The 19,026-nt window shown below is 61.8% G+C and carries 25 protein-coding genes; 14 read left to right on the top strand and 11 right to left on the bottom strand.

The genetic code is table 11. From position 1 onward, the window contains the following. The first annotated feature begins 168 nt into the window (after positions 1 to 168). Positions 169 to 600, top strand: coding sequence for a DUF2753 family protein (locus BN1134_RS07990; protein WP_042046445.1), 432 nt, complete (start codon positions 169 to 171; stop codon positions 598 to 600). On the opposite strand, the gene BN1134_RS07985 is transcribed toward BN1134_RS07990, so the two are convergent. Further along, complete coding sequence (locus BN1134_RS07985; protein WP_042046443.1) at positions 597 to 1,343, bottom strand: enoyl-CoA hydratase-related protein; 747 nt, start codon at positions 1,341 to 1,343, stop codon at positions 597 to 599. The genes BN1134_RS07990 and BN1134_RS07985 overlap by 4 nt on opposite strands. Before the next feature lie 92 nt (positions 1,344 to 1,435). On the opposite strand from BN1134_RS07985, the gene BN1134_RS07980 reads away from it, so the two are divergent. From BN1134_RS07980 to BN1134_RS07970, 3 genes are all read left to right on the top strand, one after another. After that, on the top strand, positions 1,436 to 1,882 hold the full coding sequence (locus tag BN1134_RS07980) for a copper chaperone PCu(A)C (protein ID WP_042046441.1): 447 nt from the start codon (positions 1,436 to 1,438) through the stop codon (positions 1,880 to 1,882). Between the two features lie 89 nt (positions 1,883 to 1,971). Next, entirely contained in the window at positions 1,972 to 2,592 is a 621-nt protein-coding gene (locus BN1134_RS07975; protein WP_042046439.1) for a TIGR04219 family outer membrane beta-barrel protein, read from the top strand. Positions 2,593 to 2,609: 17 nt separating this feature from the next. After that, complete coding sequence (locus tag BN1134_RS07970) at positions 2,610 to 3,290, top strand: SDR family NAD(P)-dependent oxidoreductase (RefSeq protein ID WP_042046438.1); 681 nt, start codon at positions 2,610 to 2,612, stop codon at positions 3,288 to 3,290. Positions 3,291 to 3,339: 49 nt separating this feature from the next. On the opposite strand, the gene BN1134_RS07965 is transcribed toward BN1134_RS07970, so the two are convergent. Beyond that, positions 3,340 to 4,137 carry a putative RNA methyltransferase gene (locus BN1134_RS07965; protein WP_042046436.1) on the bottom strand — a complete coding sequence of 266 codons (798 nt, stop codon included), beginning with the start codon at positions 4,135 to 4,137 and terminating at the stop codon, positions 3,340 to 3,342. A gap of 54 nt (positions 4,138 to 4,191) precedes the next feature. Continuing rightward, positions 4,192 to 4,830 carry a cAMP-activated global transcriptional regulator CRP gene (gene crp, locus BN1134_RS07960; protein ID WP_042046435.1) on the bottom strand — a complete coding sequence of 213 codons (639 nt, stop codon included), beginning with the start codon at positions 4,828 to 4,830 and terminating at the stop codon, positions 4,192 to 4,194. A 278-nt stretch (positions 4,831 to 5,108) separates the two neighbouring features. Between crp and BN1134_RS07955 the strand changes: the two genes are divergently transcribed. Next, complete coding sequence (locus tag BN1134_RS07955) at positions 5,109 to 5,513, top strand: OsmC family protein (RefSeq protein WP_042046434.1); 405 nt, start codon at positions 5,109 to 5,111, stop codon at positions 5,511 to 5,513. 44 nt (positions 5,514 to 5,557) lie between these two features. Beyond that, positions 5,558 to 5,863 carry an MliC family protein gene (locus BN1134_RS07950; protein WP_042046433.1) on the top strand — a complete coding sequence of 102 codons (306 nt, stop codon included), beginning with the start codon at positions 5,558 to 5,560 and terminating at the stop codon, positions 5,861 to 5,863. 48 nt (positions 5,864 to 5,911) lie between these two features. Here BN1134_RS07950 and BN1134_RS07945 read toward each other — a convergent pair whose 3' ends face one another. Genes BN1134_RS07945 through BN1134_RS07935 form a run of 3 tightly spaced genes read right to left on the bottom strand, consistent with a single transcriptional unit; the run spans position 5,912 to position 7,596 of the window. Further along, entirely contained in the window at positions 5,912 to 6,436 is a 525-nt protein-coding gene (locus BN1134_RS07945) for a DUF4136 domain-containing protein (RefSeq protein WP_042046432.1), read from the bottom strand. A gap of 13 nt (positions 6,437 to 6,449) precedes the next feature. Beyond that, positions 6,450 to 7,319 (bottom strand): phosphoribulokinase, encoded by an 870-nt coding sequence (locus BN1134_RS07940; protein WP_042046431.1) that lies wholly within the window; start codon positions 7,317 to 7,319, stop codon positions 6,450 to 6,452. Positions 7,320 to 7,371: 52 nt separating this feature from the next. Then, a complete protein-coding gene (locus BN1134_RS07935; RefSeq protein ID WP_042046430.1) occupies positions 7,372 to 7,596 on the bottom strand; it encodes a YheU family protein in 225 nt (74 codons plus the stop codon). 127 nt (positions 7,597 to 7,723) lie between these two features. Here BN1134_RS07935 and BN1134_RS07930 point away from each other — a divergent pair, with 127 nt between their 5' ends. Further along, entirely contained in the window at positions 7,724 to 8,860 is a 1,137-nt protein-coding gene (locus BN1134_RS07930) for a GGDEF domain-containing protein (RefSeq protein ID WP_052449444.1), read from the top strand. On the opposite strand, the gene BN1134_RS07925 is transcribed toward BN1134_RS07930, so the two are convergent. The 3 genes from BN1134_RS07925 to BN1134_RS07915 form a co-directional block, all read right to left on the bottom strand. Continuing rightward, positions 8,805 to 9,803: a hydrolase gene (locus BN1134_RS07925; protein ID WP_042046428.1), complete on the bottom strand. Its 999-nt coding sequence runs from the start codon at positions 9,801 to 9,803 to the stop codon at positions 8,805 to 8,807. The two genes, BN1134_RS07930 and BN1134_RS07925, sit on opposite strands and share 56 nt — an antisense overlap. After that, positions 9,800 to 10,705, bottom strand: coding sequence for a chemotaxis protein (locus BN1134_RS07920; RefSeq protein WP_042046427.1), 906 nt, complete (start codon positions 10,703 to 10,705; stop codon positions 9,800 to 9,802). The genes BN1134_RS07925 and BN1134_RS07920 overlap by 4 nt, the downstream gene beginning before the upstream one ends. 106 nt (positions 10,706 to 10,811) lie before the next feature. Next, positions 10,812 to 11,435: an AraC family ligand binding domain-containing protein gene (locus BN1134_RS07915; RefSeq protein ID WP_042046426.1), complete on the bottom strand. Its 624-nt coding sequence runs from the start codon at positions 11,433 to 11,435 to the stop codon at positions 10,812 to 10,814. Positions 11,436 to 11,474: 39 nt separating this feature from the next. Between BN1134_RS07915 and BN1134_RS07910 the strand changes: the two genes are divergently transcribed. Both BN1134_RS07910 and slyD read left to right on the top strand, forming a co-directional pair. Beyond that, complete coding sequence (locus tag BN1134_RS07910) at positions 11,475 to 11,678, top strand: YheV family putative zinc ribbon protein (RefSeq protein WP_042046425.1); 204 nt, start codon at positions 11,475 to 11,477, stop codon at positions 11,676 to 11,678. Positions 11,679 to 11,747: 69 nt separating this feature from the next. Beyond that, the gene (slyD, locus tag BN1134_RS07905) at positions 11,748 to 12,362 is read left to right on the top strand and encodes a peptidylprolyl isomerase (RefSeq protein ID WP_042046424.1); all 615 of its coding nucleotides are present in this window, start codon (positions 11,748 to 11,750) and stop codon (positions 12,360 to 12,362) included. A gap of 54 nt (positions 12,363 to 12,416) precedes the next feature. Here slyD and BN1134_RS07900 read toward each other — a convergent pair whose 3' ends face one another. Together BN1134_RS07900 and BN1134_RS07895 are read right to left on the bottom strand one after the other, a co-directional pair. Beyond that, the gene (locus BN1134_RS07900; RefSeq protein ID WP_042046422.1) at positions 12,417 to 12,635 is read right to left on the bottom strand and encodes a SlyX family protein; all 219 of its coding nucleotides are present in this window, start codon (positions 12,633 to 12,635) and stop codon (positions 12,417 to 12,419) included. 9 nt (positions 12,636 to 12,644) lie between these two features. Then, the gene (locus BN1134_RS07895; RefSeq protein WP_042046420.1) at positions 12,645 to 13,619 is read right to left on the bottom strand and encodes a WD40 repeat domain-containing protein; all 975 of its coding nucleotides are present in this window, start codon (positions 13,617 to 13,619) and stop codon (positions 12,645 to 12,647) included. Between the two features lie 118 nt (positions 13,620 to 13,737). Between BN1134_RS07895 and fkpA the strand changes: the two genes are divergently transcribed. From fkpA to fbaA, 5 genes are all read left to right on the top strand, one after another. Continuing rightward, positions 13,738 to 14,547 (top strand): FKBP-type peptidyl-prolyl cis-trans isomerase, encoded by an 810-nt coding sequence (fkpA, locus tag BN1134_RS07890; protein ID WP_042046418.1) that lies wholly within the window; start codon positions 13,738 to 13,740, stop codon positions 14,545 to 14,547. Positions 14,548 to 14,655: 108 nt separating this feature from the next. Then, positions 14,656 to 15,576 (top strand): ROK family protein, encoded by a 921-nt coding sequence (locus tag BN1134_RS07885; protein WP_042046417.1) that lies wholly within the window; start codon positions 14,656 to 14,658, stop codon positions 15,574 to 15,576. Then, positions 15,573 to 16,583: an erythrose-4-phosphate dehydrogenase gene (epd, locus tag BN1134_RS07880; RefSeq protein WP_042046416.1), complete on the top strand. Its 1,011-nt coding sequence runs from the start codon at positions 15,573 to 15,575 to the stop codon at positions 16,581 to 16,583. The genes BN1134_RS07885 and epd overlap by 4 nt, the downstream gene beginning before the upstream one ends. Before the next feature lie 61 nt (positions 16,584 to 16,644). Next, complete coding sequence (locus tag BN1134_RS07875; protein ID WP_042046415.1) at positions 16,645 to 17,808, top strand: phosphoglycerate kinase; 1,164 nt, start codon at positions 16,645 to 16,647, stop codon at positions 17,806 to 17,808. Between the two features lie 114 nt (positions 17,809 to 17,922). Continuing rightward, on the top strand, positions 17,923 to 19,002 hold the full coding sequence (gene fbaA, locus BN1134_RS07870) for a class II fructose-bisphosphate aldolase (RefSeq protein WP_042046414.1): 1,080 nt from the start codon (positions 17,923 to 17,925) through the stop codon (positions 19,000 to 19,002). Positions 19,003 to 19,026 lie beyond the last annotated feature (24 nt).

Below are 19,026 nucleotides of genomic sequence, written 5' to 3'. Positions count from 1 at the left end.
GTCGGCTGGCATGATAGCGCACCGCTTGCGCGCGGGAAAAGCCCAGCGCCCAAGGGAGCGGCGAGCAAAGGCGGCAGGCGATCACATTGTAATTCCCGTGCAAATGGTGTTGTTGATATCTGTTCTCATTTAGGGATCAATAACGCCATTATCCAGGGAGAGACGACCATGAACCATCTGCACTGGCAGGAGTACATGCTGGAGGCCCAGTCAGCTTATGAAAAGGGGGCGTTCGGCACGGCAGTGAGCCTGTATCAGCGCGCCCTTGAGGTGGCGCTTGAGCCCGATGAGCGGCTCGAGCTGGCGGAGCAGGCCACCATGCAGGTGGCCACCTGTCACCGCCTGGCGGGCTTTTGGCGTGAGATGGCAGAGCCCGCCTTTGAGCTGCGCTACCTCAAGCTGGCCTCCGAGCTGGTCACCGCGCTGGTGCCCCAGTGTCCGAACCCACAGTGCGAGGCGCTGATCGACGAGCTGGGCTGCTGCCGCGCCGCCCTGCTCGCCTTTCTCAAACGCCACCCCAATCCCGAGATTGCCCGCCTCATCCAGACCCAGGATCGGGTGCAGGGCTGCGAGCTGATCGGCCGCTTCCGGCTGAACTAGCGGCGTCCCAGCTTGGCGGCGATGCGGGTCTGCGCCTCGTCCCCTTGCAGCGAGATGGCAAAGGCCCTGGCCTCGGTGTCGATGGTGAAGTGTACCGCCTGGCGCAGCTCCTGCTTGAGCAGCGCCTTGCTCTGTTGCAGGGCGCGCGGCGGCTTGGCGGCGAGCTTGGCGGCGAGGGTGGCGGCCTCCTGGAGCAGGGCTTGGGCCGGCACGACCCGGTTGGCCAGCCCCATCGCCAGCGCCTGTTGGGCATCGAAGGGCTCGCCGAGCAGCAGCAGCTCGCTGGCTCGCAGGTGCCCCACTGCCCGTGGCAGCAACAGGCTGGAGGCAAATTCAGGCACCAGGCCCAGATCGATGAAGGGCAGGCAGAGGCGGGTGTTGTCGGCCAGACAGACCAGATCGCAGTGCAGCAGCAGGGTGGTGCCGATGCCGACGGCCGCCCCCGCGGCGGCGGCCACCACCGGCTTGGGAAAGCCCGCCAGGGTGTGCAGGAAGCGCAGGACGGGGTCATCCTCGCTCAGGCTCTGCTTGCCGATGAAATCCCCCAGATCGTTGCCGGCGGTGAAGCACTCCTCGCTCCCTTGCAGCAGGACGACCCGCACCGCGTCATCATGGGCCGCGGCCGCCAGAGCCTCGGCCAGCGTCTGATACATGGCGCTGTTGAGGGCGTTGCGCTTGGCTGCGCGATCCAGGGTCAGGGTCAGTACGCCATCCTGGCACTGCTGGCGGATTGCTTGCTCCATCTCTCACTCCTTGTTGTAGGGGGCTGATTCAAGATTCCAGCAGGGGTAAGCTTGGCTGGTTGAAATCACACCATCATAAAAGGTCGTCAACTATGTTCAAACAATTGTTTTACATTCTGCTCGCATTGCTGCTCGCCTTGCCGGCGCAGGCCAAGGTGTCGGTTGAGCAGGGGTATGTACGCCTGCTGCCGCCGGGCACGCCGAACACGGCGGCCTTCATGACCCTCAACAATGAGGCGGACAAGCCGGTGCGGCTGGTGGCGGCCGCCTCTTCGGCGGCGGCGCGCGTCGAGCTGCATACCCATCTCAACGACAACGGGGTCATGCGGATGCGCCAGGTCGCCCATATCGAGGTGCCGGCAGGCGGCCATGTACAGCTGCAACCGGGAGGGCTGCATGTGATGCTGTTTGACGTGACGCCGCTGAGCGCTGATGCCCGCGTTCCACTGACCCTGACCTTCGATGACGGCCACTCTTTGCGCCTCTCTTTACCCGTGCGGGAGGTGATGGGGCACAGCGCTCCGTCACGCGGACATTAATCGTCGTCTGTTTGGTTTTTCCTGCTGGGTATTGCCGGTAAGGTGAGTAGAATAGAGGCCTTTCCAGTCCACGTGGAGTGAACATAATAATGAAAAAGACGCTGATTGCGGGCTGTGTCCTGGCCCTTTGCAGCACCTCGGCCATGGCCGATACTTGGCGCTTTGCCGCCGGTGCCGATCTCTGGCGCGCCCAAGGGGATGGTCATGTCCAGCGCCAGAGTGCCGACTATGACCACAACTACAACTGGAGCGGTTACCTGCAACTGGAGCACGGCATCATCCTGCTGCCGAATGCCAAGTTTGAAGTGACCGATCTCAGCACCTCGGGCGGCGCCTTCGACAACGAGCTGACCGCCTACGATCTGAGCCTCTACTACCGCCTGTTTAACAACCCGCTGTTCCAGATCGATCTCGGTCTGACCGGCCGCCGTTACGACGGGGATTTCAACACTACCCACAGCTCCTACAGCGACGAAGTGCTGATGGCCTATGCCGGCACCGAAGTGCGCCTGCCGGGAACTGGTGCCTCCCTGTTCGGTGATGCCCGCGTACACGACAGTGATCACTACGATTACCGCCTCGGGGGCGCCTATCAGTTCTCCTCCGTGCCAGTTAAGGTTCGCGCCGGCTGGCGTGATGCCCAGGTCGACGTGAAGAAGGTCGATCAGGGTGTGGACGGCTGGTTCGTCGGCGCCGAGTTCTCCTTCTAAGCAGAGGCAGGGCCGCGATGGCGAGCACCGTAGTAACGGGGGCCGGCTCCGGGCTCGGACGGGCACTGACCGCAGGTCTGGTGGCCCGTGGGCATCGGGTGGCCATGATGGGGCGCCGTCACGAGAAGTTGCAGGAGCAAGAGCTGCGCTTCGGGGAGCAGGTGATCGGCATCGCGGCCGATCTCTCCCACCTCGAGGAGGTGGAGATGGCCTTCTCGGCCGCCGTCGAGTGGGGCGGGGTGCCTGAGCTGGTGATCCACTGCGCCGGGGTCGGTGAGTTTGGCCCGGTCGGGGTCTATACCGCCGAGCAGATCCGCTCCGTGGTGGAGAACAACCTGGTCTCGACCATACTGGTGGCCCAGCAGACGGTGCGCCTGCTGGGGCAGAAGGGGGGCGTGCTGGCCAGCGTGCTCTCTTCGGCGGCGCAGGTCGGCAAGGCCAACGAGAGCCTCTATTGCGCCTCCAAGTGGGGGATGCGCGGCTTTCTCGAATCCTTGCGTGCCGAGCTTAAGGGGAGCCCGCTACGGCTGGTCAACCTCTATCCGAGCGGCATCCGCAGCGAATTTTGGGACAGCAGTAACCATGTCGATCCGAGCCGCTTCATGACGCCGGACGATGCGGCCGCCTATATGCTCGATGCGCTGGCCTCGCGGGAGAGCTGCCACGTGACCGATCTCTTCATCGGCCGCAACGATTGATGCCGTCCTCTCATGATAAAAAACGCCTCCCTCGGGAGGCGTTTTTCGTTCAGGGTGCCTGCCACAGAGTCAGCAGGTAGTCGTGCTCCAGATGGTCACCGCCGTGCTGCTGATAGTCATGGCGCTGGGCATTGTTGGTGCGCCAGGCCAGGGGGCTGGTGGCCAGCATCAGCGCCCGGCTCTCCTGATCCATGCCCACCTCAAAGTGGCAACGGCTGCGGGCCGCTTCACGCAGGCCGGGCACGCAGGGCCAGGCGGCGGGATGCTCCCTGGCATCAGGGTTGATATGGCTGCGCAGCTGCCAGTGATGACGTGGCCCTTGGCTAAAGAGCAGCAGCCAGCCACCCGGTGCCAGCAGGGGCGGCAGTGCGTTGAGCCGAGTCTTGGGGGTGGCCTCGAGCAGCAGGGCGGTTGCGCTGCCGGGCAGCAGGGGCGGCTTGCCCGGATCGGCCAGCACAAACTCGGCACCAGGCTGCGCCTTGGCGGCGGCAAACACGGCGTTCTTGGCGCGCTCGATGCCGATGGTGGTCCAGTCGGGACGGCGGCCCGCCAGGGCGCGGCTGAGGTAGCCCTCGCCACACCCCAGCAGGATCAGTTCACCGCCACCGGCGGGCAACTGATCGGCAATGGCCTCGGTCAGCGGTGCAAGCGCGCCGCTTTCGAGCCAGTGGCGACGGGCGCGCATCAGGGCTCGGCTCTCTCCCTCCTTCGGCGAGTGCTTGCCGGGGATGAGATCGAGGTAGCCCTCGGGGGCCTTGTCGAAGTGGTGCTTGTTATCGCAATAGGCACCGCCAGAGGCGGCATGACGGTGCAGCGGAGCGCGGCATAGGGGGCATTGCAGTTGCATGGGAATTCCGACAAAAAAGGCTGCCTGTGGGCAGCCTTGAGCAATCAGTGACGGTCAGCGGGTACCGAAAACGACGATGGTCTTGCCGTGAGCGGAGATGAGCTCCTGCTCTTCCAGCATCTTCAGGATGCGACCGACGGTCTCGCGGGAGCAGCCGACGATCTGGCCGATCTCCTGGCGGGTGATCTTGATCTGCATGCCATCCGGGTGGGTCATGGCATCCGGCTGGTGAGCCAGGTTGAGCAGGGTCTGGGCAATACGGCCGGTCACGTCGAGGAAGGCCAAGTTGCCGACCTTCTGGCTGGTATGTTGCAGACGCTTGGCCATCTGGCCGGAGAGGCGCAGCAGGATATCGGGGTTAACCTGGATCAGCTGACGGAACTTTTTGTAGGAGATCTCGGCGACTTCACATGCACCCTTGGCACGGACCCAAGCGGTACGCTCCGGGCTCTCGTTCTCCTCGAAAAGACCCATCTCGCCGATGAAGTCCCCCTGGTTGAGATAGGAGAGGATCATCTCCTTGCCTTCGTCGTCCTTGATCAGCACGGCCACTGTGCCCTTGACGATGTAGTAAAGGGTCTCCGCCTTCTCGCCTGCATGGATCAGGGTACTCTTGGCCGGGTACTTGTGAATATGGCAATGCGACAGGAACCATTCGAGAGTCGGGTCGCTTTGCGGTTTGCCAATAGCCATGAATCTTCCTCTGTTGATGTTTTGTACATCCTGGTCCCGGCAAGCTTCCCGCCTGCCATTCCCTGTGTGTCAGTCGCAGTAGGATAAGAGCCTTTCCCTGTGCTGACAAGGCTCGCCCCTGTCGCGGACGGTCGGGCGGGGCGAATACGCGGGCACCATTCTAACCTGTTGTTCCTGAATGCATGTTGATTTTGATCTAATCCCTTTCGGAAAGAGGCTCGGAAGAGCATGAGTGGTATGCTATGCCCCCGATTGATACGCAATGAGTGGAGAAGTGCATGAAAGCGGAAGTGACCTGGGTTGACGGCATGAAATTCGTTGGGCAGAGCGACTCTGGGCATAAAATTGTGCTCGATGGCGCCAATCCGGGCGAAGGCCCGAGCCCGATGGAGATGGTGCTGATGGCCATCGGCGGTTGCAGCTCCATCGACGTGGTCTCCATCCTCGAGAAGGGGCGCCAGGCGGTGACCGGCTGCCGGGTCGAGCTGACCACAGAACGTGCCGAGACCGCCCCCCGAGTGTTTAAGAAGATTCATCTGGAGTTTATCGTCACCGGCGACAACCTTGCCGAGAAGCAGGTGGCTCGGGCGGTTGACCTCTCCATGGAGAAGTACTGCTCGGTCTCGCTGATGCTGGAAAAAGCGGTGGAGATCAGCCACGGTTATCGGGTCATCGCGGCCTGATTGGCTGCGTCAGCGCAGAGATAACCGAGCGAAGGGAGTGCATGATGAACAAGGTGATGGTGGTGTTATCCGTGGTGGGGCTGGCCGCCTGTAGCGGCCCCCAGCCGACCCAATACACGCATAGCCTGTATCAGTGTGGTGACAGGGAGCTCAGTGTGACCGAGGACTCCCAGGCCGATACGGTGCAATTTGAGCTAGACGGTATCTGGTACAAGCTGCTGAGAGTGGAGTCGAAAGAGGGGCGCAAGTACGCCTTCGGCCTGACCAGCTTCTGGCAACATGGCGATCAGACGATCGTGGCCAATAACAACACCACCCTGCTCACCTGTCACTCCGGCAAGAGCACATAGACTCGATGCTCCAGACACAACGGCCCGCCAATGCGGGCCGTTGTGTTGTTAGCGTGGCAGGCTTTGCAGCAGCGATGCGATCCAGCGCTGGCTGAGGGCGCCGCGCTCATCTTCAGGGACGGCGCGGGCGGTTTCGAGCTGGAGCGAGGCGCTCCATACCGCGGCGCCCGATTGCCTGTCGAGCAGCACGACGGCCAATGAGCCCATCTTGTGCCCGGCCGGCGCCGCAAGACCGGGCGCCATGCCGAGGCGCCGAAAGAGTTCCCCGTTTTGTACCTCAGTGGCATCGGCCACGCCGATGGCCACCCAGAGATCCGCCTCGGCGATGGGGGTCGCTTGCCACCCCTTGCCTTGCAAACTCTGCTCGACCGCCTGCTGCACAGGCAGCAGCCACCCCTCGGTGCGGGGGCCGGCGTATTGGAACTGCTCGGCCATGGCATAGCGCACGGGAGTGGCATAGGGCCATGACGGCGCCGGCCTGACCACCATGCTGCCGCTGGTGGGGGGAGGGAGCGCAGGGCTGCTGCACGCCGTGAGCGGCAGGGGAAATAACAACAGGGCGAAGCGGCGCATGGGGGCTCCTGGATCAGGTGATCTTGCCTGTTTCAAGTAGTTGCTGGATCAGCGGGCGCAGGATCAGCTCCATCGCAAAGCCCATCTTGCCGCCCGGCACCACTATGGTATTGAGGCGCGACATGAAGCTGCCGTCAATCATCGACAGCAGATAGGGGAAGTCGACGTTCTTGATGCCACGAAAGCGGATCACCAGCATGCTCTCGTCGAGGCTCGGGATCACCTTGGCGCTAAACGGGTTGGAGGTGTCGACCGTCGGCACGCGCTGGAAGTTGATGTGGGTGCGCGAGAACTGGGGGGTGATGAAGTTGATGTAGTCATCCATGGAGCGGACGATGGAGTCGGTCACCGCCTCACGCGAGTGGCCGCGCTCCGAGGTGTCGCGGATGAGCTTTTGGATCCACTCCAGGTTGACGATGGGCACCACGCCGATAAGAAAGTCCACGTGGCGCGCCACGTTGTGCTCCTCGGTGACGACGGCGCCATGCAGCCCTTCATAAAACAGCAGATCGGTCGGCTCAGGCAGGCTCTGCCAGGGGGTGAAGGTGCCCGGCATCTGGTTGAACGGCACCGCCTCATCGAAGCTGTGCAGGTAGCGGCGATACTGGCCGCTGCCACTTTGGCCGTACTCCTGGAAAAACTGCTCGAGCAGCGCGAAGTCGTTGGCCTCGGGGCCGAAGTAACTGATGTGGCGCCCCTGCTCGCGCGCCTTGCGAATGGCCACGTCCATCTCGGGACGGGTGTAGCGGTGAAAGCTGTCCCCTTCCACCACGGCGGCCTGATAACCGAGCTGGTGGAACATGGAGCGAAAGGCGGTGGTCGTGGTGCTGGTGCCTGCGCCGGAGGAACCGGTCACGGCAATGATGGGATGTTTGGCCGACATGGGGGATCCTCTTCCTTGACCCCACCGTTATACGGGGTCGGCCGGAAAATGGTCAAGCTTCCCTGGGAAAGCGATCGCTCGGCACTATGTCGACCGTCTCATGCAATTCGCTGTAGACAATCACGGCGCTACCGCTTTGCAACTGGTTGCGCACGGCCGCCACCTTTTCGTCCAGGCTGATCTCCTGCTCGCCATAGTCGGTGCCTTCGCGCAGGACAAACGCTTCGATGAGATTGTTCAGCGTCTGTGGATCAAGTGACTGCCAGGGGACTATCATGGGGGCTCCTATCGTGGTGAGCTGATAATGCGTTGGCTATTGTTGGTGTTAGTCAATGAAGTGCAACCTGTTTTTCTCCATATCAAGGCTTTAGTTCATGCTCTCTCCCGAGAAACGACGCGCCCCATTGTACTTTTCTTATCATCTTGAACAGGCGCAGCGTCAGGCGCTGAACCGCGGTCTTATCTGGTTGTGGTGCATCAGCCTGCTGGCCATCTTGTTTCTGGCTTGCCGTTACCAGGCCTATTTAGAGGCCGGAATGATGCTGACCGAGCGCTTGCCGTGGTCTTTTCCCCGGCAACTGGGCCTGACCCTGCTGTTGCAACTCGCCATGCCCATCGGCTGGTTTGTGATGCTGGGCCTGACCCACCGGCGCTGGCGAGTCTGCATATTGCTGCTGAGCGTGCTGTGGAGTCTGGGGTGGGTCGGGATTGGCTACTCCATCGGTGTGCTTGAGCTGCGTGGTGGCGCCAGCCTCACCAACAGCTATATCAATGTCATTTTGGTGATGGCGCTCATCGCTTTCTATCCCGATAGCCGTCTCTTCTATGCCTTTGTCACCCCCCTGCTGTTGTTTTTGCTCAGCGAGCACCTGTTTCACTCCTTCGATTTCGTCTGGCTGCATCTGCTGGCGGTCGGTTTAGTGCTGATCGTGCTCGAGGCCGGGCGCCGCTTGCTGCACAACTGGTTTCGGCTGGCGGTACGCAACGAGGTCGAAAATCTGCGCCTAGCCCGACGTCTTGAGACGCTGGCGAACATGGATGAGTTGACCCGGGTCGCCAATCGCCGCCACTTCAATCATGAATTGAGCAAGGCGATCGTCCATAGCCGGCATCAGCACGTGCCGCTAAGCGTCATTTTGAGCGATGTGGATTACTTCAAGCGCTACAACGACCACTATGGCCACCAGGCGGGTGATGCCTGTCTCAAGGAGGTGGCGCAACAGTTGCTCGATTCGGTGCGCAAGGGTGAGGATCTGGTGGCCCGCTACGGTGGGGAGGAGTTTGTCATCCTGTTGCCGGGCATGTCTGGCCGTGAGGCGTGCGAGATTGCCCGCCGGATCCGCGAAGGATTGGCTTGCCTGGCGCTTGAGCACGTGGGCTCACTGGTGGCCCCCGTGGTGACCCTGAGCCAGGGGGTCGCCGAGTACCAGCTCGGCGAGGAGGTGGATACGTTTTTGCAGCGGGCCGATGAGGCCCTCTATGCCATCAAGGCAACGGGGCGCGATGGCTATCGGCTGGCCGCTCTGCCAACCAGCGAGTGACCCGCTCTTCCAGCCAGTAGCGAGGCCGCCACGGGGCGCCATGTAGAAAACCGACGTGGCCCCCGTGGCGGCTCAGTTCGAGGCGAACCCGTGGGGAGAGCTCCCCCGGCTGCGGGATGACGCTCTGATCCATAAAGGGGTCGTCGGCAGCATGGATCAGCAGGGTTGGGACGGCGATGTGGCGCAGCAGTGGCAGCCCGGAGCAGCGGCGGTAGTAGTCGTCGGCATTGCGAAAGCCGTGCAGGGGGGCCGTGACCTGCTCGTCGAATTCCCGCAAGGTGCAGATAGCGCGGATCTGTTCGCGGCTCCAGTGGTCGCGGGCATGGGCAAGGGCCTCGCGTTTGGCCAGCAGGTTGCCGCGCAGGCTGCGTAGCAGGTACTCCTGATAGACCCGTGAGAAACCGCGGCCCACCCGTTCACTGCAAGCCGCCAGTTGCAGCGGGGCAGAGATCACCATGGCGCCGCGCAGCGGTAAATCGGGGTGGCGGGCCAGCACATTGATCAGCATGTTACCGCCGAGGGACCAGCCGATGGCCAGCAAGGGGCGGGCGGGGTAGCGCTGATGCAGGGTGCGCAGCAAGAAGACGGCGTCTTCAGTGGCGCCCGAGTGGTAGGCCTGCAACTGGCGGTTGGGTTCACCGCTACAGCCGCGAAAGTGCATCAGCACGGCATCCTGATCTTGGCGGGCCAGATGCGCCAGCATCCCCTTGGCGTAGTGGGAGTGGACGTTTCCCTCCAGCCCGTGAAACAGGACGACCAGCGGAGTCATGCCCCCCTCGCTGGGTCGGCGGTTCCAGGCCAGATCGATAAAATCCCCATCCGGTAGCTCGAGACGCTCAGCCTCAAAGCAGGCCGGTGCGCGTCGCAGCCACTTCGGCAATATGGTCTGCAAGTGGGCGTTGCGGGCCCACCATGGGGCCCGGAAATCGCTCTCGATGATCACGGGGTTCCCCGCAGATTCTTGTGGTGCTCAGCACCGCGCAGCATCGCCTGCACCAGCTCGTTGGCGGCAAACTTGGTGAGCGCCTCGTGGGCTCCGACCTGGTGGGCACGCTCGACGCTGATCTCGCTCGAAAGGGAGGTGTGCAAGATGATGTAGGCGCCGGCCAGCTTGGCGTCGCTTTGTACCTCAAAGGCCAGCTCGTAGCCGTCGAGCCCCGGCATCTCGATGTCGCTGACCAGAATATCGATGGGGTTGCCTCGTTCGGCGGCCTGCTTCATGCGCTCAAACGCGTCATTGCCGTTGCTGCACACCTGATAGGGGATGTTGATGTAATCCAACGCCGCCGTTAGCTGCTTGCGGGCCACCGCCGAGTCATCGACCAGCAGGATCTGCATGGGTTTCAAAATCTCGCGCTGCACATCGGTCAGCAGGGGGTAGAGGTGCTCGGGATCGTCGGGGAAGACGCGCGAGAGGATCAGCTCAACATCGAGCAGCTGGACCAGCTGTTCGCCAATGCGGGTGACGCCGGTCACGAAGATGTTGTGACCGAGGCTGGGGGGCGGCGAGACGATGTCGCGCCAGTTGCACTCGCAGATGCGATCGATGCCGCGCACCAGAAAGCCCACCAAGGTGCGGCGGCAGTCGGTGATGATGATGAAGCAGCGTGAATACTCATCGGGAGTGATGGGGCGGTAGCCGATGGCCCGCGCCATGTCGATGATCGGCAGGGTCTGGCCGCGCAGGCTGACGGCGCCCAGCACGGTATGGTGCGATTGGGGAATGGCGGTCAGTGGGGTGAAGGGCACAATCTCCTTCACCTTGAGCGTACCGATGGCAAACCGCTGTTGCTGGGTTAGGCGGAAAAGCAGCATCCCTTGCGACTGGTTAGCCTTGCTTTTCATAGTCGATACCCCGTTGAGTCGTGGAAGAGGGAGAAGTCATGGCCGGATGAGATTGACGACCGACCACCCGCTTGATTATCGGCCGTTTTTTAATTTGCTAGAGAGGTTAGCAGGTGCACCAGAAATTAAGTTCGTCCTGCCAGGCCGACTCATCGCCATAGCCGAGCTGGGCCACCACCTGCGTCAGCGGATTGCCCCCCTTGAGCAGGCGATCGGCGCGGATCAGCCGCCACTGCGCCGCCAGTGCGGCCAGCTCTTCGCTCACCTCCTGCGGCGCGACACCTTGTCGCAGCGCTTGCCACTCCTGTTGCAGCGCGCTGTAGGGGGGCTGCGTGCTCAGCTCATGCTGCTGCAATTCGTCGGCCAGCACCCGCAGCCGGTCGCCGTAGGCGCCTTGCCATTCGGGCTCGCGCGTCCAGTCGGTCAGCGCATCCAGCAGGGCCTTGAGCAGTGGCGTTGCATGCAACCAGCCGGATTGGCTGGGCTGGGGGTGGCGCAAAGAGAGCAGGAGCTCCTGCCAGCGACAGTCACGCAGGGGAATGAAGGTGGCCAAGCAGTCGGCCGGCAGCCAGAAGAGGGCGCCCGGCGAGAGTAGTTGTTCGTGGCTGCCAAGGCGCAGCAGTGCCATGCCATGGGTGATCTGCAGCAGGCGCCCCTGCGGCAGGCGCTGGCGTTTGCCGAAACGCAGAGCGGCGGCGTGATGAGCATGAAATTCGATGGCGTAATGCATGGACAAACCCTGATATGATGCTGCCGGGAGGTAATCGATATGGAAACGAAACGTAAAAAACGCTTCATCGCCGGGGCGGTGTGTCCCGCCTGTAGCCGGCAGGACACCATGATGCTGTATCTGGAGCATGGAGTCGAGAAGGTGACCTGCATCGAGTGTGGCGACACTCAGGTGCGCCCGACCGACGAGGTGACCCAGGCAACCCGTGAGGCTGAACAGGTGATCGGCGTCTTCCGTCCCTGACATTCCGTAGGCGTGGCCGGGGATTTGGGTTATCCTTGGGCCGTTTTTTAACTCTGCAGGATCCCTGACATGAAAGTTGCTCCCCTGAGCGTGGTTACGCTGGAATACACCGTCACCGACGAGCACGGTGAAGTGATCGATAGCACCGTCGGCAAAGAGCCGCTGGTCTACATGCACGGCACCCGTTATCTGGTCTCCGGTCTGGAGGCTGCACTGGAAGGGCGCGCCGTGGGTGATGCCTTCGAGGTGACCCTGGCCCCGCAGCAGGCCTATGGCGAGTACGACGAGGCGCTGGTGCAGGAAGTGCCCGGTGAGCTGTTTGACGGTATGGAAGTGGCTGAAGGTGACACCTTCGTGGCCGAGACTGACGACGGCCACCGTCCGGTGACCGTGGTGGAAGTGACCGAGAGCACCGTCAAGGTGGATGGCAACCATCCGCTGGCGGGGGTGACCCTGGGCTTCAAGGTCGAGATCAAGGACGTGCGTCCGGCGACCGCCGAAGAGCTGGCCCATGGCCATGTGCACGGTGCCGGTGGCTGTGGTGGTCATCACGACCACGATCACGACCACGATCATGACCACGGCGGCTGCTGTGGCGGTGGTCATCACCATCACGACGACGACGCCGGCAACGGTGGTTGCTGTGGCGGCGGCGGTTGCGGTGGCAAGGGCCACCACCACTGATTGCCGCTTATGGCATAAAAAAGCCCGCATCATGCGGGCTTTTTTGTGGCCGTTTCAGTAGTGGGGCGGCGGGGTCTCTTCGGCCATGCTGGCGACCTGGGTCGGTTGCATCGCCTTAAATTTATCGGCCAGTAGCAGGATCTGCTGGCGAACCTTGTCCAGTTCGCGCCCCTGTAGCGTCACCTCCTCGTTGAGCTGCTCCACCGTGTATTCGGCATAGGCCAGACGGGTTTCCAGGGTTTCGATGCGTTCGAGCAACTGCTGCTTTTCCATAACCTTCCTTTACTTGATGCTCCAGGTTTCGGCGTAGCCGCTGGAGCTGAGCGTGATAACCCGGCTATTGTCGCGCAAAGCGATGCCATAGACCACCGAGCTGGAGGGGCGCGCCGAGGGGCGGGGGGCTACCCGCCACTGCTGCAACTGTGCGCCATCGCTGACCCGCCACAGCGCCGCCTGGCGCGAGGGAGAGCCGGTCAGCAGCCACTGCCCTTGGTTGGCAAAACGCGCCGCGCTGTAGATCTCTTGGCGATGCTCCATTTGCAGGCGGCTTATCTCTTTGCCGCTGGTCAGATCCCAGAGGATGGCCTGGCCCATGCTGCTGGCGGTGAAGGCGGCACGCCCGGACGGATCGAGACGCACCATGGTGACCCGGCTAGCGTGGTTGAAGCGGTGGATGACCTGGCCGGTTTGGGTGTCCCACAGGTAGGCGCTGTAGTCGTTGCCACCGGTCAGCGCATAGCGGCCATTGGCGGAGAGATCCACCGAATTGACTTGCTCGGTGTGGCCGAGAAATTGCAGCCGGCGTCCGCTGTGTAAATCGACGAACTCGGCCTTGCCATCCTCGCGGCCGATCAGCACGGCGCGGGCGCCGTCGCTGACGGCGATGTCGCGCAGGCGCGACTCGGGCAGGGAGTAAAAGCCGAGGGAACGGCCATTGGCCAGGCTCCAGAGGCCGAAGGTGGTCGCTGTGGCGGTGACCGCTTGTGCGCCGGATGGCGAAAAGCGTCCGACAAATGTGGACTCATCCTCGTTTTGCGCCAGTTGCCAGCGATAGCGCTGGCGATTGTTTTGCAAATCCCATACCGTCACCCCCTGACTCACACCGGAGAGCAGTGCCGTGGAGGCATCTGCCGTGATATCGGCGGTGAGCGTGCCCTCTTCGGAGAGACGCACGGAGTGCAGAACTGGCGAGCCATTTTCGCTGCATCCTGATAACAGCAGGAGCAGTAGCAAAAAGGGAAGGGCACTTTTTCGCATTTTTCCTGTCTCATGCTTTTGTTCGCCCGAATTCGGGGGTTAGTATAAGGCGTTTGTGAACATAAACCTCTCATTTCAAGAAGGAATCGAGAGCGGGTTTTACGTTTTGGAGAAACTGATGAACAAATTTCTGAAGGTGTCCCTGCTGGCTGCAGCCGTATCCGTTGGTCTGACCGCATGCCAGAAGGACGAGAAGCCGGCCGCCGCTGCCGAAACCAAGACCGAAGCCGCCAAGCCGGCAGAAGGCACCAAGGGCGCAGCCAAGAGCTTTGAAGAGCAGTCCGGCTACGCCATCGGCCTCTCCATGGGGCGCTACATCGCCAACACCCTGGAGCGTCAGCAGGAGCTGGGGATCCAGCTGAGCAACGACGTTATCCTCAAGGGCGTGACCGATGGCCTGACCAAGAAGGCCGACATGAGCGATGAGGATATCCAGAAGTCCTTGCAGGCTTATGACGCCAAGATCAATGAGCTCTCCAAGGCCAAGGCTGAGAAAGACTCCGCCGAAAACCTGAAGAAGGGTGAAGCCTTCCTGGCCGACAACGCCAAGAAGGAAGGGGTGAAGAGCACCGAATCTGGCCTGCAATACCAGGTCGAGAAGATGGGCGAGGGCGCCAAGCCCAAGGCCACTGACATCGTCAAGGTTCACTACACCGGTACCCTGCTCGACGGCACCAAGTTCGACAGCTCCGTCGATCGTGGCGAGCCGGCCACCTTCCCGCTCAACCAGGTGATCCCGGGTTGGACCGAAGGCGTGCAGCTGATGCCGGTCGGCTCCAAGTTCAAGTTCTTCCTGCCGTCCAAACTGGCCTACGGTGAGCACGGTGCGGGCTCCATTCCGGCCAACTCCGTACTGGTGTTCGACGTCGAGCTGCTCTCTATCGAGAAGCCGGCCGCCGAAGAGGCCAAGGAACCCGCCAAGAAGTAAGCATTGGCGCGAGTTTTCCTAATTAAGACAGGGCCTTCGGGCCCTGTTTTGTTTGGGGCAAGGGGTGCTACACTGCCGCTCTTCGCTCCGCCGTAGCAAGGAGACAGGATGAGCTGGGATTGGGGGATCGATCTGGGCGGCACCAAGATGGAGTGCGTGGTGCTGGACGGTGACACCGTGGTGCTGCGTGAACGTCAGCTGACACCGCGTGACACCGGTTATCAGGGCATTGTCGATGCCATCATCGCGCTGGTTGAGCGCTGCGCCATCGCGCTGGGCCGTCGCCCCGAGCGGCTCGGCATGGGGACGCCGGGCGCCCGCGACCCACAGACCGGGGTGATGAAAAACTGCAACACCACCGAACTCAACGGCCGCCCCCTCAAAGAGGATCTCGAGGCGCGCCTCGGCATTCCCGTCCTCATCGCCAACGATGCCAACTGCTTCGCTCTGGCCGAGACCCATCTCGGCGCGGTGCGGGCGCGCTACCCCGAGGCGCGGGTGGTGTTTGGCATCATCATGGGCACCGGGGTGGGGTCAGGCATCGTCGTCGATGGCCGGGTTCTGGCGGGTCACCACGGCATCGCCGGGGAGTGGGGCCACAATGTGCTCTCTCCCGATGGCCCCGAGTGCTACTGTGGCAAGCGCGGCTGTGTCGAGACCTTCATCTCAGGCCCGGCGCTGGAGGCCTGGTACCGAGACAAGACCAAACGCCGGCTCAGCCTGCCCCAGATTGCCGCCGCCGCAGCGCACGATCACACGGCGCGCCAGACCCTCGATCGCCTGCATCGGCTGTTTGGTCAGGCCATCGCTAACGTGGTTAACATCCTCGATCCTGACGTCATTGTCATCGGCGGTGGGGTCGGCAATATCGACAGCCTCTATACGGCGGGCCGCGAGAGCGTGCTTCCCTACCTGTTCAATCCCCGTTTCACTACCCCCATCATCAGGCCCGCACTGGGCGACAGCGCCGGTGTGTTCGGCGCCGCCCTGCTGGCCCGCGGTACTTTCAAGGAGGCCCTGCTCGGATGATCCGCATCGCCATCAATGGCTATGGCCGCATTGGCCGCAACGTGCTGCGCGCGCTCTACGAGAGCGGGCGCGACAAGAACATCAAGATTGTCGCCATCAACGAGCTGGCGGCCCCCGAGGCCATGGTGCACCTGACCCGCTATGACACCAGTCACGGCCGCTTCCACCATCCGGTACAACTGGCGGGCAGCAGCATGCTGGTGGGGGAGGATCTCATCTCCCTGTTTGCCGAGCGAGATCCGGCGAACCTGCCCTGGCGCGCCCTCAAGGTGGATGTGGTGCTCGATTGTACCGGGGTATTCGGCTCGCGCGCCGATGCCGAAAAGCATCTGGCGGCAGGGGCGGGCAAGGTGCTGTTCTCCCATCCGGCCGATGCGGACGTGGATGCCACCGTGGTCTACGGGGTCAACCATCACACCCTGACCGGAGGGGAACGGATCGTCTCGAACGCCTCCTGTACCACCAATTGCGTGGTGCCTGTCATCGAAACATTGCATCGAGAATTTGAGATAAATTGTGGTACTATTACGACAATTCATTCGGCCATGCATGACCAGCAGGTGATCGACGCCTACCACAGCGATCTGCGCCGTACCCGTGCTGCCAGCCAGTCCATCATCCCGGTGGATACCAAGCTGGCCAAGGGGTTGGAGCGTATCCTGCCCCACTTCGCGGGCAAGTTCGAGGCGATCGCGGTAAGGGTGCCCACCATCAACGTCACCGCGATGGATTTGAGCATCACGGTACGAAAAAAAGTGTCGGTTTCTGACGTAAATCAAGCCCTCAAGCGGGCATCCAGAGGTACATTAGCGGGCATTCTGGACTATACCGAAGAGCCACTGGTCTCCGTCGATTTCAATCATGATGCCCACTCGTGCATCATTGACGGTACCCAGACCCGGGTGAGCGATGCCAACCTCGTCAAGATGTTGATGTGGTGTGATAACGAATGGGGCTTCGCCAACCGCATGCTGGATACCACCCGGGCCATGATGGCCGCAGGCTGAGCCTGCACCGGGCGCAAGGTTACTGTTTTGAACATTACCTGGAAAATATAGAGGACTGTATATGTCTGTTATCAAGATGACCGACCTGGATCTGGCGGGCAAACGCGTTCTGATCCGTGCTGACCTGAACGTGCCGGTAAAAGACGGCAAGGTCACTTCCGATGCACGTATTGTCGCCACCCTGCCGACCATCAAGCTGGCTCTGGAAAAGGGCGCCAAGCTGATGATCACCTCCCACCTGGGTCGTCCGACCGAAGGCGAGTACAACGAAGAGTTCTCCCTGGCTCCGGTTGTTAACTATCTGAAAGACGCGCTGTCCTGCAAGGTGACCCTGGCCAAGGATTACCTGGATGGCGTTGATGTCGCCGCCGGTGAGCTGGTCGTACTGGAAAACTGCCGCTTCAACAAGGGCGAGAAGAAGAACGCCGAAGAGCTGGCCCGTAAGTACGCCGCGCTGTGCGACGTGTTTGTAATGGACGCATTCGGTACCGCTCACCGCGCCGAAGGTTCCACCTACGGTGTGGCCCAGTTTGCTCCGATCGCCTGCGCCGGTCCTCTGCTGGCTGGTGAACTGGAAGCCCTCGGCAAGGCCATGGACAACCCGGCTCGCCCGATGGTGGCCATCGTTGGTGGTTCCAAGGTTTCCACCAAGCTGACCGTACTGGAGTCCCTCTCCAAGATTGCTGACCAGCTGGTGGTCGGTGGTGGCATCGCCAACACCTTCATCGCTGCTGCCGGTCACAACGTCGGTAAGTCCCTGTGCGAACACGACCTGCTCGATACCGCCAAGAAGCTGGCTGCCGAGACCTCCATTCCGGCTACCACCGACGTCGTGGTTGGTAAAGAGTTCTCCGAGTCCACTCCGGCCACCACCAAGTCGGTTTCTGACGTGGCTGACGACGACATGATCTTCGATATCGGCCCGGATTCTGCCAAGGCGCTGGCTGACATCATCATGAACGCCAAGACCATCCTGTGGAACGGCCCGGTCGGTGTGTTCGAGTTCGACCAGTTCGCCAAGGGTACCGAAGTGATCGCCCGTGCGATCGCCGAATCCCCGGCCTTCTCCATCGCTGGCGGTGGTGACACCCTGGCTGCTATCGACAAGTTCGGCATCGCCGACAAGGTCTCCTACATCTCCACTGGCGGCGGCGCCTTCCTGGAGTTCGTAGAAGGCAAGAAGCTGCCGGCTGTTGCCATCCTGGAAGAGCGTGCTAAAGCGTAATTCGTGACCCGAAACGGGGGGCAAAAGCCTCCCGTTTCGTTTATCATGTGGCCGCCTTGCCGGTTCATGATGAACCCCCCATTTTTTTCGGCATACGAGAATAGGACGAGAAACATGTCTAAGAAGATTTTCGACTTCGTTAAACCCGGTGTACTGACTGGTGATGACGTACAGAAGGTATTCGCAGTCGCCAAGGAAAACGGCTTTGCCCTGCCGGCCGTCAACTGCGTTGGTACCGACTCCGTCAACGCCGTACTGGAAGCTGCCGCTAAGGTGAAGGCTCCGGTCATCGTTCAGTTCTCCAACGGCGGCGCCGTGTTCTTCGCCGGTAAGGGTCTGAAGCTGGAAGGCCAACAGGCTGCTGTCCTGGGCGCCATCGCGGGTGCTAAGCACGTTCACGCCGTGGCTGAAGCCTACGGTGTTCCGGTGATCCTGCACACCGACCACGCTGCCAAGAAGCTGCTGCCGTGGATCGACGGTCTGCTGGACGCCGGTGAGAAGCACTTCGCCGAAACCGGCAAGCCGCTGTTCTCCTCCCACATGCTGGATCTCTCCGAAGAGACCCTGGAAGAGAACATCGACATCTGCTGCAAGTACCTCGAGCGCATGGCCAAGATGGGCATGACTCTGGAGCTGGAACTGGGTTGCACCGGTGGCGAGGAAGACGGTGTGGACAACAGCCACATGGATCAATCCGCCCTGTACACCCAGCCGGAAGACGTGGCCTACGCTTACGAGCGTCTGTCCAAGATCAGCCCGCGTTTCACCATCGCTGCCTCCTTCGGCAACGTACACGGTGTTTACAAGCCGGGTAACGTCAAGCTGACCCCGTCCATCCTGGATGCTTCCCAGAAGTTCGTTTCCGAGAAGTTCGGTATCCCGGCCAAGAGCCTGGACTTCGTGTTCCACGGTGGCTCCGGCTCTACCCTGGAAGAGATCCGCGAATCCATCTCCTACGGCGTGGTGAAGATGAACATCGACACCGACACCCAGTGGGCAACCTGGGAAGGCGTGCTGGACTTCTACAAGACCAACGAAGCCTACCTGCAAGGCCAGCTGGGCAACCCGGAAGGCGCCGACAAGCCGAACAAGAAGTTCTACGATCCGCGCGTATGGCTGCGTGCCGGTCAAGTGACCATGATCAAGCGTCTGGAAGGGGCTTTCTCCGACCTGAACGCCATCGACGTGCTGTAATCCAGCTCATCGAGTGAAACAGGG

The organism is Aeromonas simiae (assembly GCF_000820125.1).
GTDB classification, from domain to species: Bacteria; Pseudomonadota; Gammaproteobacteria; order Enterobacterales; family Aeromonadaceae; genus Aeromonas; species Aeromonas simiae.
This window is presented reverse-complemented; position numbering and strand designations above follow the sequence as displayed.